Source organism: Priestia sp. KCTC 13724, assembly GCF_056820425.1.
This window is the reverse complement of record NZ_JBXDLD010000181.1, coordinates 1-10972: the sequence shown is the minus strand read 5'-3', so window position 1 is coordinate 10972 and position 10972 is coordinate 1. Positions and strand designations below refer to the sequence as shown.

Below are 10972 nucleotides of genomic sequence, written 5' to 3'. Positions count from 1 at the left end.
TAGTTATCAAGAAATCAAACGTGAAGGCAGGTTTATTTTTAAAAAATTCCATAGGGTCTGAGTAGTTACTAAATAAAACATTCAGTTTAATGTTTGTCATAAATTTATCTCCTTTATTAGATTAATAGCCTTGCTCTTGACGCTGATGATTAACTGTATTTTTAGAAAGATATGCTTGCTCAACTTGTTTCCAGGTAAACCCCAGCATTTCCCCTAATCCTAAAAACTGAGATACTAGTTCAACATAATGAATGACATCATAGTCAACTGAGAAATAAGCCAGTTCTTTATTCACTACCAAGAACTGTTCGATAGTGTTCTCTACATTCCAAGCTCCTTGCACATAGCGATATACTTCATAATCTTCTTCAATTATCCACTCTTCAGCTAGTTCCAATCCAATTGATAATACAAAATGCAAGCAGTCCACATATTCTTCAAGTAATGGGTTTTTCCATATAGTTTTATCTATACTACTGTTCTCTCTGTCTAAGAGTCTTGTTCTTGGTTCCTGGTCATTACTCCATCTTTTAAAACCACGCCATTCGTTTGCACATTCTCCAAGTTCGACTTGTAAAGCAAGGATTTTCCAAGGAAGATTATCTGTTTCTTTTAATTCTGGATGGGTGGCAATAATGCGCTCATCAAGCTGCTGTTGCATTTCAAAGAGATTAGTGAAGTTCATCTTGACTCATCTCCTTTGCAAATTTACACTTTACGGTAATATGTGCTTGTTCAAGCTCTGTTAATGTTAATTCAGATAACCTTCTGCCATCACTGGTTCTTAAATATCCATACTTCGTTAATTCGTTGATTAAATAGTTTGTACGTTTTTCTACAGCTTGTTTTAGTAAAGTCATTGGCCCACCTTCATTTCTCTTTATTTTCATAGCAATGTTTCACATTCGCATAAACTTGTTCAAGCTCACCTAGTGACAATTCGTATAGTTGCTTACCCTCAGGTGTTTTAAAATAATTCATTTTAATAAGCTCCATTTTGATTTCATCTTTTTTCTGCTCGTTGTTCATCTTTGTCCACCTTTAAGCATAAAAATTAAAATATACCGGTTTTAAGGTAATGCTTAGCTTGATAATAAAAGTGATGATAGATCCAGTTACCGCTATACTTTTGGTCTAGATATACAATTTCAAAGTTATATTTGGCTTTGAACGTATTTAAACGTCCCAATAAAGCTAACGGATTATACTTCGAGCGATACTGCCCTTTAAGCATCTTTTCATATCCTTTTAGGTCTTCCACAATTAAAGTAAAAGGAATGTCTTTTGAGCGAATAAGTTCATTTTCAAATGCTGTTTGGGTATCTTTTTGTAAGTTACCTGTTATTTCATCCATGTGTGCTTTTCGTTCTACTCGACTATTTAAGAAAATATCGCGTGTAATGCCTAACTCTTCATTTCTAGGAATCATACAACCATAGTCACCAGTATCTAATTTTTTGATCTTTATAGGGACTTCTTTTTGGTGCAAATAATCTAAAATATGTCCATTAACCTGTTCACGTGTATCAATAACAATTGTGAGTGTTTTGAGAATTTTATTTAACTCTGCATCTGTGTAATGATAAGAAATCATAATTTACACCTTCTTTTGTTTTGCATATGTAATAGCCCTGTTGTATAGGTCTTTTGCTATCACGTGCGACTCATCATTTTCATATTCACGGTAATCATCGTAAATATCTGTCCAGCCATTTTCAGCTAGAACAATTGTCCAATCTATAAATAACATCAATGAATCTTCTTCTGCACAAAACCATTGTTCAATTTTGTCATTAGGCTGCCATCCGCAAAATTGATGAATCATCTTCATAATTGTGATTTTTTCACTGCTGGCATTCTTCCATGACTTGAACCATTCATCTATTGCTTGAAAGTTTTGTTCCGCAGCTTGCATAACTTCGACTGGAATCATTTTTGGATTTTTTATTGCTACACGATCATCCGTTTCATCAAGATAAATATCTGCGCCCGATTTCCATATATCAGATAGAATTTTTAGTATTTGCATGGAAGTAATTTCACTCCCCATCTTCCGTTTTCAAACACATAATTTTTCATCCTTCGGTGTTTTTTACCGCAATTATATTTACTCAGTCGTATACCAAATTTTTGTTTAGATAAGATTTCTAACTGATGGAATTTACAAAATTTCTTATATCTTTCATACAAATCTTCATTCGTTTCAAAACTCTTAATATCACGCTCGATATTTTCTTGAATAAATTTTTCTATCAAAATCTCACCTACTTTTTAGTTATCAATATTTGAAAAAGTTGCTCTATAGTAACGAAAAATGACCTTTTAACAACTAAAAGTTACTTTAATAACTCGTCTTCACGCTTAGAGCCACAAGGGATGAGTTTGATTTTAGTTATTTTCGTTATCAGCATTTTTAGTTTCGGCTCTATATATACTTATATTTTTTTGTTTTTTTAAAATTATAGAAAACCAAATAACTAAAATAACTCAATAACAATAAAAGTTAACTCAAACCCTTGATATGACTGGATTTATAGAAAGTTATTAAAAGTTATTAAACAAGCAAAATAGTTATTGAGTGACCTTAAAAAAGCTATTTTGTTCGTTTTTGATAACTCCTTTAGTAACTGGCATACGTTCTTTCAAGGTAATTCCTGTCAAAAATGTTTTATTCCCAACTCCTTTTGATTTACCAAATCCTTTTGTTTCTAACATTCGATAAAAGGATCTATTTCCTAAAGTACGTTCACCTGCTCTAAAGCACCAATTATCATAGACTTTATATAATTCTTTCGCTTCAATCTTGATAGCTTCATTTTTTGGTTCATCAGTGTAACAAATTTCATCTAAAAACGGAGCTAGAATATCCATTTCTTCTTTGTAGTTTCCTGTTGCATCCATTACAATTTTGGGTTCACGCAACCCATTTCTCCGCCACTTTAAGCAGCCTTCAATTGCCCAATTTAAAATGCCTGGCATCTCAAGTGATAGCTTTTCTTCAAGTTTTTTATCACGTTCATGTGGTTTTAAACTTAAAGTGAACGGGATAATCTTTACACGTCTCCAAATCCCATCATCTACACCGCCAATAATAGGCTTATGGTTTGTTGTAAAAAACACTTTAAATTCAGGAATAAACTCAAAGTATTCTTGTCGTAAGAACCGAGCTAAGATTGGCTCACCACCTGTAATCGTCTTAACAAGCGATTCTTGCAACTTTTCCCCTTCTTCTGACTCTACTGCGGAAACAAACCTAGCATTCACTAGCCTAGCTATGTCATTATTAGCACCAGTGTCTTTTTTCTTGATAAATGTATCTGATTTGGTTTGCGAACCATAATCACCTAGTAACTTTTTAATTGTATTTACGAATGTTGATTTTCCATTCGAGCCACCACCTACTAAAAAATACATTGACTGCTCTGAAATATCTCCAGTTAGTGAGTAACCAACAAGGCGTTGCATATAATCAATCAACTCTTCGTCCTCTTTAAAAATTTGTTTTAAAAAGGCTGACCATGTTGGATATTTAGCAGTCTCATCGAATTCAACATTTGTGATTTTTGTTAATTTAATCTCTCGATCATGCTGCTGCAGCTTACCGGTTTTTAAATCCACAATGCCATTTTCAACATTGAGCAAATATTTATGCCGGTCAAAGTCCTCTCTTTCGGCTGGGACTAGTGGCATGAGATCCTTGATGCTATTCATTCGAACATTTCTACGTTCACACATTCGGGCCCATTTTGTTTCAGATTCATCTTCTGATTTATAAAGACCTCGAAGAACTTTTGCTGTAATTCGTTCAATTTCTTTCTTTGTATCTATTTTCCAACGCTTTCCGTCCCAGATTAGCCACCCCATATCGCTAACATATTTAATAACATGGCCATATTCATATGCGATGCGTTCAGCATTGCCAAGTTCAGTTAAACGGAATTTCTTTTTAGGTTTCTCTCCCACTTCATCTGCAGCATCACCAGCATGGAAATCAAACGAGAACTCTTGGAACTGCTCTTTACTATCTAAAATAGTTGTAGATGTTGAAGAAATAGCAGTGGCAATTGTTCGCTCTCCATACGTTTCATTGGTATCTCTAAAATGAATAACATCCCATTTATCACGCATTAGCGCTGATTCTCGGAACATTGTATCCATTCGAGTTGCTGACTTACCTGTCCAAAAAGCTAAATGATTACATAAAGCTAGGTCACTAGCTGAATGATCATCGTTTGTTAAGCTGCCGTTAAACAATGAGCGAATTTCATCGCCATTTTTACTTCGAAACATCCTTTCCCACAAGGCATCATTCGAAATTTTAATTTCATCTTTTTCAAACTCAGCAAGGTTCACTCTTCCTTGGATATCGCTATCGTCAAAATATTTCTCGAATACCTCTGCGAGTTCATCTGTACGCTCATAAACATCATTTGAATTTTCACGATTCCCAGTGAAGCTGAAGTAACGTCCATAAGAGTAAATTTCTAATCCATGTTTAGTATTTTTTCTCCCTGTCCCTAAAACAGATTGTGGAAGGTTCCCTTTAATAATGATGTGAATACCAGTTCCAGAAGGAGAAAACTCTGTATAGCTATCTAAAGTTTCGATAACCTCCGTTGCGAACGTATTAGATTTACCGTCCACAACACATTTATCAATATCGATTCCGATGTAATTATCTTGTCTACTGAATACAAACCCAATTCCGTCATAGTCACCTTCTAAGTAGAATTTGACTGCTGTTGCAAAGGTGGACCAAGTACGCCTATTATTTGCTTGAGCCATTTCACCTGTTATTTGATACGGTACTTTGGTACTTTTTCCACCACGCTCTTCTTTTTTCCATAAAATCCATTGAGGTAGGGCTTTTAACTCAGCAGGAATTTCATTAAAATTGTATGGATTTTCTTTCATTTCGCCCTCCTATAAAGCTATTTTTCATAAAAATGGGTATAAAAAAGAGAAGCTAGTAAACACCAACTTCTCTATTTAATTTTCTTAGAATGGAATGTCATCATCTCCAATAGTGAATGGTTCACTATTTTGTGCAACTGGATTTACATCCGATAGATCATAGTATTTAGCTTTTGCAGCAGTACGATCTTGCTTTACACCATCAACTATTTTTTCATAGGATTCATGCTTAACCGTAATTTTTAAATTTTTATTAATTAATTGCTTAGCCATGTCTTCTGGTGAACTAAATGGATGACCATTTGGGAATCCGCATGCCTTGATTAGTGAATTTACAATCCTCACTGATACTTCATGTTCAAAAGTAAAGTTGTTGAAAAGAACTTTCGCACCTTGGTGATTTTGCGGAACATCACTACGAATCTCGAAGTCTACTGATAATTTAGGCTTGCCAGCTTGCGTCTTGCCAGCTTCTGCGTTTACAATAACTGCTTCATATTTACCTTCTGCTACTAGTTCAAACCCTGTGCTTGCATTTGATTCATCAAATTTAAAGAATGACATTATTTATTTCCCCCTATTATTCGTAAATGTATGTTTCTACTTTTTTGCGTTCGACAATGTAAATTGATGGTGCTTGAAAGTCGCCACCGTCTTGCATTTCAGTTGCAGGAATTTCTGAGTCAACACGAACGTAAATGTGTTTTTTATCATGCCAAAACTGATAAACTTCAGTTTTGTAATTTGACCAGCGACCACCTTCTTCAAATTCCTCATGTACTTTTTCACCGAAAGATTCAATGAGTTCAACTTTATCTGAAATCTCCATTTCTGTTACATCTTCGATATGACCATCTTTATCTTTCGCGAAAAGTTTTTCGTGGTCGTATTTAGCTAATTGCATTAAATTCAATTTCAACAACAATGAATCCAGCATTATTTTTTCTCCCCTTCTGTGGATGGCATTATTAATTCTTCTTGCACGCAGCCTTTACGATTGTCTAAATGGTTTTTAGCAAAGATACTTTGATTACCTTCGAGCAGAAAGCCTCTTGTACCGTCTGCCTTTCTGACCAATCGAGCAACAACATGTACGATTCCCATAACGTGATTGACGATTTTATCTCGAATATCGGGAATAAATTGATTGTATTGTTGGCCATCATCATGAATTATATTGCGTGTCGTTTCCCAAGTGGTGTAGATAACATTAGCATCTAGTCCATTGAACGTTTCAACGACTTTTAACAAGTGGTTATCGAATAAAGCATAGTCTTTTAACTCCGGCATACCACTTTTCGTTTTCTCTCCTCGATTCATTAACCAAAGCTTTTGATAATGAGTAAGGTTGTCCACAAAGATATTGTCATAGTTTGAGATGTTCGCTTTCGCATGAGCATAAAACTCTAAGATACTCTTGTGAGGGTCTTCAACATTAATTTTTGCTACATCAACATTTGCGTACCCTTTTAACACTTGGCTTGTCCCATCAATATCAAGAACTAATGTTTTACCAGGTAACAATCCTGCAACTGTTGTTTTACCGTCTCCAGGCTTTGAATAGATAATGACTTTTGCTCTTTCACTTTTTGATATTTGAGATCCGTTTGTAGTTTCCATCATCACACCTCCACTTTAAAACTCAAGCTTGCTGGTTCAATCGCAACACCTTCTACAATTGCTCCATTTTCATCAATCACTACTTGCTTACCGTCTACTTCATGAATGTGGAGGACTTTCTTTAATTCGCCCCATTTCACTTCTTCTTTAATAAATTCATCCATGCCGGACTCTTTCACATGATGTAAAAGCTTTTCTTTATCTATTGCTTTAGGTTGCTCTTTTGTAGCACGGCTTTTCGATTTCCCGTAAGGTGTAGATAGTGTTTTAGCTTTTGGATTTTCTTCTAGCTGCTTAGCGTGATAAGTTGAGACAAGACTTTCAAAATAGTTTTTATCACTATGGAGAGAAATTAACTCATGATTTTCCCAATCATTAATTCTTGCACGTTCAATATCAGCTAGTTGCTTTACACTTTTTTCTTTCGCAGCTAATGCTGAAATCTTACGAAAAACCCAATTTAAACTTTCTATATCAGTAATCTGAAAAGATTCTCTTTGTGATTGTTCAGTGTTTTCAACCTCTAAAATTTCCATTTGTTGAAGTTGGTTCATGTAAAGAACATCCCTTCCCTATTGAATTATTTTCCCAAGTATGTTAAAAATTAATTTGAATATATCACCTTAATCGAGTTGAAGTCTGCACCTTGCCCGTGCAGATTCTTTTTATTGTTCACCTGCAATTTTTTTAATTGAGTCCTTACGAACATATTTAGAAATACAAACTGAGTCATCATGTAAATGAATAGACCCCCAATCAAGCATCCCTTGACCTTCCACAATACTTGAATCACAACCATCACATACGGACACGATCTGAGGTTCTTTTTCTTGTGAATCTGTAATACCATATCCATTTCTTAAAATCATTGGGTTTTCAATTTGAGACAACTTTCCACCTCCCTTCAAGTACAAGTTCCAGTAACGTTCATGTTGCTTTCTAGCAAACTCTGCAACTTTCAAACGACCTTTCAATACCATGTTCATTTCATAGCGAATAAAAAAATTTGAAAGCTCTAGCACATGCACCAGCATTTCCCCCTAATTGCGATTTTTATTTTTGATAAGAGATGTGACAGCTATGTCGAAATCCTTTTTATTATTATTAGTTTTTTATACTTCTTCTACTTGCATTTGATAAAATAGTCTTGTCTCCCTAGACACTGCTACCTTAAAAAGGAGGTGTACAATATGTTTGAAAATATAGTTGCGGGTATAATTGCAACCTTAATTTGTTCAATTATTGCCAAATTACTGGAATCCTTAAAAAATAATAAAGTGAAAACATCAACCTTCGAATCTGGAAATGAGCAAACTACCTTAAAAGATATAACCATGGCTAGGAAACAGTTTTTTATTTGTTTAATCTACTTATTCATAATTGTCATTGGTTTAATATTTAATTTATTTGGTTCAGGCGTGTTACTGACTTTTATTTTTGTCACTGCTATTTTTACTTTTATTCTTTGTTGGGGTGCTTTTGATGCAATATTTCATCCGTTTAACAGAAAGCTCAAAAAAGTAGACAATCAACTTGCCAATGAAGATTCCAGAAACAATTAATATGATTTTTCCAATCAATATAAGACCCCTTTTTTTAGATATGATACATTTCTTTTTTAACCTTTGAGATACTTCGTTTAGTACTACTACCGTCAATAGTTCTGAACGCTGTATCTCACTTACTTCACATTTACTTTTCTTTTTGAAGTCAGCTCGATTACTTGTTTACTCCTTCTTAAATTTTTACTGTTATCCCTCCAACAGTCATTTCAAGGATTTTAATTTCTTTCCCATATTTTCTTGAAAGAGCCTTTTCAACAATGGGTCTTATCTTTCTAATTTTTTCTTCTGTCATTTGAAATGCACTAAGATCCATAAGTTATCACCTCGATAAAGCATATGTGGAAGGAGTGGCAGGACAAATCATAAAATTAGATGCTAACGGCGATTACTTTAAAAAGTAGAATCACCGTTAGTTAGTCTACTTAAAGTAGAATCACCACTAAAAAAAATAAAATCATAACTAAACCCCAATATTTCGCTAATTAATTTTGCTTCTCCTATTGTTACATCATCAGGGTTCTTTTCCATGTTACTGTAAGTTTGCACATGGACACCTAGCTTTTTTGCGACTTCTTTTTGAGTGAGACCTTTAAGCAATCTTGCTTGTTTTAAAGTGAATTTCAACTTTATCACCTCACTTATTTTCCTTCACAACCACATAATAATCTACCTAAAGTAGAATGTCAACTAATTAAAAAACATTAAATTCTACAATAAGTTCTCTATTTTTTCTACAAAAGTAGAATTTTTTCTACTTTCGATTGAATGTTTTCTACTTTTGGTATAATATATTGTATATAAATTAGGTCGGAGGTAATAAAAATGAGCATAGGGAAAAATATTAAGAAATTAAGAGAACTACATAACTTATCCCAAAAAGAATTAGCAGAAATAGCTGGTGTTTCTGATAAAGCTGTATCAACTTGGGAAAATGAAGTTAAAGATCCTAGAATGGGTGCTATTCAAAAAATCGCAGATCATTTTGGAATTTTAAAAAGTGATATTATCGAAGATAAAATGGATGTTTTATCAAAGAAACCACACGCACCTAAAAATATTGAAGGTCATTCAGTAAGAATGCCTTTATTAGGATCTATTGCGGCTGGTTTGCCTTTAGATATGGCTCCAATTCAAGAGTGGGTTAATGTCCCAGTAGAAGTAGCAGAAAGATATCCTAATGCTTTTTTAGTAACAGTTAATGGTGATAGTATGAATAAACTCATTCCTCCTAATGTCTTAGCTTTAATTGATCCTACTCAAGAAGTCCGTAATGGTGATGTGGCAGCTGTGGCAGTAAATGGCTATGATGCAACACTAAAAAGATTTTTTAAGTTCCAAAACGGTATTACTCTTGAGCCGGAAAGTTTCAATCCAAAACACAAAACCCAATACTATGATGCCAAAACGCAAGAACATACGCCTATTCATATTAAAGGGAAATTAGTTTGGTACATGCCACCCCTTGATATTAAATTCTAGGAGGATGCTCCATGAAATGTATTGTCTATGTAAGGGTATCAACTGATGAACAAGCCAAACACGGTTTTTCAATTGCTGCTCAAATTGAAAAGCTAGAAGCATATTGCATATCTCAAGGTTGGGAGTTAGTAGATAAGTACATTGATGAAGGTTATTCAGCTAAAGATTTGCAACGACCTGCTTTTGAAAAAATGATGGACACATTGAAGCAAGGAAATATTGATGTTTTATTAGTTTATCGCTTAGATCGGCTGACACGCTCTGTTATGGACTTATATAAAATCTTAAAGATACTCGATGATAATAACTGTATGTTCAAAAGTGCTACTGAAGTATATGACACAACAAATGCTATGGGGCGTTTATTTATAACACTAGTAGCAGCTATCGCTCAATGGGAACGTGAAAATTTAGGTGAACGTGTACGTTTAGGTATGGAGAAAAAAACAAAGCTTGGTATGTGGAAAGGCGGCATGGCTCCTTACGGATATAAAATCGTTGAAAAGAAATTAGTCGTTAATGATAAAGAAAAAGCAGTTGTACAAGAAATTTTCAAACAAACAACAACCTTTGGCTTTTATACGTTGGCTAAACATTTAACAAACAAAGGCTTTTCAACTCGTAAAGGTGGAGAATGGCATGTAGACTCAGTAAGAGATATTGCCAACAATCCCGTTTACGCCGGATACTTAACCTTTAATCAAAACTCCAAAGACTATAAAAAACCACCCAGAGAGCAAACTCTATATGAAGGCAGTCATGAACCGATTATTTCTAAAGACGAATTTTGGGCTTTACAAGATCTACTGGACAAAAGAAGAAATGGTGGAGGAAAAAAGCACACTAGTAATTATTATTTCTCAACCCTACTAAAATGCGCACGATGCGGTCATTCTCTTTCGGGTCATAAATCAGCTGGTAAAAAGACATACAGATGCTCTGGAAAAAAAGCTGGCAAGAATTGTACTAGTCATATTATTTTAGAAGATAATTTAACAAAAACAATTTTTAGCATGTTTGATAAACTTGTTGGAAATATATATAATTCCACTGATTCATCTAATTACTCAGATGAAAAAATCAATGAATTGACTAATGAATTGAAAAACCTTGAAAAACTTTTAGATAAACAAAAGAAGATGTACGAAAATGATATTATCGACATTGACGAGTTGATAAAAAAATCTAACCAACTTAGAGAACGAGAAAAAGAAATCAATAAAGAATTGAAAAGTATAAATCAAAGTAGCAAAACTGCCAATGAAGAAACAAAATATATTATCTCTAACATCGATACTGTATGGGAATACTCTACTGATCATGAACGAAAGCAGTTAATGAATAGCATTTTCACGCAAATCGTTATTGATACCAAAGAAGAATATAAAAGAGGA

Annotated in this window: 17 protein-coding genes; 3 read left to right on the top strand and 14 right to left on the bottom strand. The window is 34.0% G+C overall.

Annotated elements, in window-relative coordinates; translation table 11 throughout:
* Window positions 1-121 precede the first annotated feature (121 nt).
* The 12 genes from AC1UFB_RS20215 to AC1UFB_RS20160 form a co-directional block, all read right to left on the bottom strand.
* Entirely contained in the window at window positions 122-685 is a 564-nt protein-coding gene (locus tag AC1UFB_RS20215; protein ID WP_482589937.1) for a dUTP diphosphatase, read from the bottom strand.
* Window positions 672-860: a Fur-regulated basic protein FbpA gene (gene fbpA, locus AC1UFB_RS20210; RefSeq protein WP_482589935.1), complete on the bottom strand. Its 189-nt coding sequence runs from the start codon at window positions 858-860 to the stop codon at window positions 672-674. Before fbpA (AC1UFB_RS20210) ends, AC1UFB_RS20215 begins: the two co-directional genes overlap by 14 nt.
* 10 nt (window positions 861-870) lie before the next feature.
* On the bottom strand, window positions 871-1029 hold the full coding sequence (gene fbpA / locus AC1UFB_RS20205; RefSeq protein WP_427623681.1) for a Fur-regulated basic protein FbpA: 159 nt from the start codon (window positions 1027-1029) through the stop codon (window positions 871-873).
* A 25-nt stretch (window positions 1030-1054) separates the two neighbouring features.
* Window positions 1055-1594 carry an ERCC4 domain-containing protein gene (locus AC1UFB_RS20200; protein WP_482589933.1) on the bottom strand — a complete coding sequence of 180 codons (540 nt, stop codon included), beginning with the start codon at window positions 1592-1594 and terminating at the stop codon, window positions 1055-1057.
* Window positions 1595-1597: 3 nt separating this feature from the next.
* Window positions 1598-2029, bottom strand: a complete 432-nt coding sequence (locus tag AC1UFB_RS20195) for a hypothetical protein (RefSeq protein WP_482589932.1) — start codon at window positions 2027-2029, stop codon at window positions 1598-1600.
* On the bottom strand, window positions 2017-2256 hold the full coding sequence (locus AC1UFB_RS20190; protein WP_427623671.1) for a primase-like DNA-binding domain-containing protein: 240 nt from the start codon (window positions 2254-2256) through the stop codon (window positions 2017-2019). Before AC1UFB_RS20190 ends, AC1UFB_RS20195 begins: the two co-directional genes overlap by 13 nt.
* A 315-nt stretch (window positions 2257-2571) precedes the next feature.
* Window positions 2572-4914 (bottom strand): phage/plasmid primase, P4 family, encoded by a 2343-nt coding sequence (locus tag AC1UFB_RS20185; RefSeq protein ID WP_482589930.1) that lies wholly within the window; start codon window positions 4912-4914, stop codon window positions 2572-2574.
* An 84-nt stretch (window positions 4915-4998) separates the two neighbouring features.
* The gene (locus AC1UFB_RS20180; protein ID WP_427623667.1) at window positions 4999-5478 is read right to left on the bottom strand and encodes a DUF669 domain-containing protein; all 480 of its coding nucleotides are present in this window, start codon (window positions 5476-5478) and stop codon (window positions 4999-5001) included.
* A 16-nt stretch (window positions 5479-5494) separates the two neighbouring features.
* Entirely contained in the window at window positions 5495-5851 is a 357-nt protein-coding gene (locus tag AC1UFB_RS20175) for a hypothetical protein (protein ID WP_427623665.1), read from the bottom strand.
* Window positions 5851-6534, bottom strand: coding sequence for an AAA family ATPase (locus AC1UFB_RS20170; protein WP_482589927.1), 684 nt, complete (start codon window positions 6532-6534; stop codon window positions 5851-5853). The genes AC1UFB_RS20175 and AC1UFB_RS20170 overlap by 1 nt, the downstream gene beginning before the upstream one ends.
* A 2-nt stretch (window positions 6535-6536) precedes the next feature.
* A complete protein-coding gene (locus AC1UFB_RS20165) occupies window positions 6537-7088 on the bottom strand; it encodes a host-nuclease inhibitor Gam family protein (RefSeq protein WP_482589926.1) in 552 nt (183 codons plus the stop codon).
* 111 nt (window positions 7089-7199) lie between these two features.
* Window positions 7200-7562: a hypothetical protein gene (locus AC1UFB_RS20160; protein ID WP_482589924.1), complete on the bottom strand. Its 363-nt coding sequence runs from the start codon at window positions 7560-7562 to the stop codon at window positions 7200-7202.
* 162 nt (window positions 7563-7724) lie between these two features.
* Between AC1UFB_RS20160 and AC1UFB_RS20155 the strand changes: the two genes are divergently transcribed.
* Window positions 7725-8096, top strand: a complete 372-nt coding sequence (locus AC1UFB_RS20155) for a hypothetical protein (protein ID WP_241475228.1) — start codon at window positions 7725-7727, stop codon at window positions 8094-8096.
* A gap of 175 nt (window positions 8097-8271) precedes the next feature.
* On the opposite strand, the gene AC1UFB_RS20150 is transcribed toward AC1UFB_RS20155, so the two are convergent.
* Together AC1UFB_RS20150 and AC1UFB_RS20145 are read right to left on the bottom strand one after the other, a co-directional pair.
* Complete coding sequence (locus AC1UFB_RS20150) at window positions 8272-8412, bottom strand: hypothetical protein (RefSeq protein WP_241475226.1); 141 nt, start codon at window positions 8410-8412, stop codon at window positions 8272-8274.
* Window positions 8413-8489: 77 nt separating this feature from the next.
* Window positions 8490-8732, bottom strand: coding sequence for a helix-turn-helix transcriptional regulator (locus AC1UFB_RS20145; protein WP_309599123.1), 243 nt, complete (start codon window positions 8730-8732; stop codon window positions 8490-8492).
* A gap of 189 nt (window positions 8733-8921) precedes the next feature.
* Here AC1UFB_RS20145 and AC1UFB_RS20140 point away from each other — a divergent pair, with 189 nt between their 5' ends.
* Window positions 8922-9578: an XRE family transcriptional regulator gene (locus AC1UFB_RS20140; protein ID WP_025907773.1), complete on the top strand. Its 657-nt coding sequence runs from the start codon at window positions 8922-8924 to the stop codon at window positions 9576-9578.
* A gap of 11 nt (window positions 9579-9589) precedes the next feature.
* Window positions 9590-10972, top strand: a 1383-nt coding sequence (locus AC1UFB_RS20135) for a recombinase family protein (protein WP_482589920.1), incomplete at its 3' end; no start/stop codon positions are given.

What these genes read in the sequence shown, in the direction of transcription:
- AC1UFB_RS20180 (WP_427623667.1), bottom strand. Translation starts at nt 5,478, where the DNA reads ATGTCATTCTTTAAATTTGATGAATCAAATGCAAGCACAGGGTTTGAA.
- AC1UFB_RS20200 (WP_482589933.1), bottom strand. Translation starts at nt 1,594, where the DNA reads ATGATTTCTTATCATTACACAGATGCAGAGTTAAATAAAATTCTCAAA.
- AC1UFB_RS20170 (WP_482589927.1), bottom strand. Translation starts at nt 6,534, where the DNA reads ATGGAAACTACAAACGGATCTCAAATATCAAAAAGTGAAAGAGCAAAA.
- fbpA (WP_482589935.1), bottom strand. Translation starts at nt 860, where the DNA reads ATGACTTTACTAAAACAAGCTGTAGAAAAACGTACAAACTATTTAATC.
- AC1UFB_RS20155 (WP_241475228.1), top strand. Translation starts at nt 7,725, where the DNA reads ATGTTTGAAAATATAGTTGCGGGTATAATTGCAACCTTAATTTGTTCA.
- fbpA (WP_427623681.1), bottom strand. Translation starts at nt 1,029, where the DNA reads ATGAACAACGAGCAGAAAAAAGATGAAATCAAAATGGAGCTTATTAAA.
- AC1UFB_RS20165 (WP_482589926.1), bottom strand. Translation starts at nt 7,088, where the DNA reads ATGAACCAACTTCAACAAATGGAAATTTTAGAGGTTGAAAACACTGAA.
- AC1UFB_RS20195 (WP_482589932.1), bottom strand. Translation starts at nt 2,029, where the DNA reads ATGCAAATACTAAAAATTCTATCTGATATATGGAAATCGGGCGCAGAT.
- AC1UFB_RS20140 (WP_025907773.1), top strand. Translation starts at nt 8,922, where the DNA reads ATGAGCATAGGGAAAAATATTAAGAAATTAAGAGAACTACATAACTTA.
- AC1UFB_RS20185 (WP_482589930.1), bottom strand. Translation starts at nt 4,914, where the DNA reads ATGAAAGAAAATCCATACAATTTTAATGAAATTCCTGCTGAGTTAAAA.
- AC1UFB_RS20150 (WP_241475226.1), bottom strand. Translation starts at nt 8,412, where the DNA reads ATGGATCTTAGTGCATTTCAAATGACAGAAGAAAAAATTAGAAAGATA.
- AC1UFB_RS20175 (WP_427623665.1), bottom strand. Translation starts at nt 5,851, where the DNA reads ATGCTGGATTCATTGTTGTTGAAATTGAATTTAATGCAATTAGCTAAA.
- AC1UFB_RS20215 (WP_482589937.1), bottom strand. Translation starts at nt 685, where the DNA reads ATGAACTTCACTAATCTCTTTGAAATGCAACAGCAGCTTGATGAGCGC.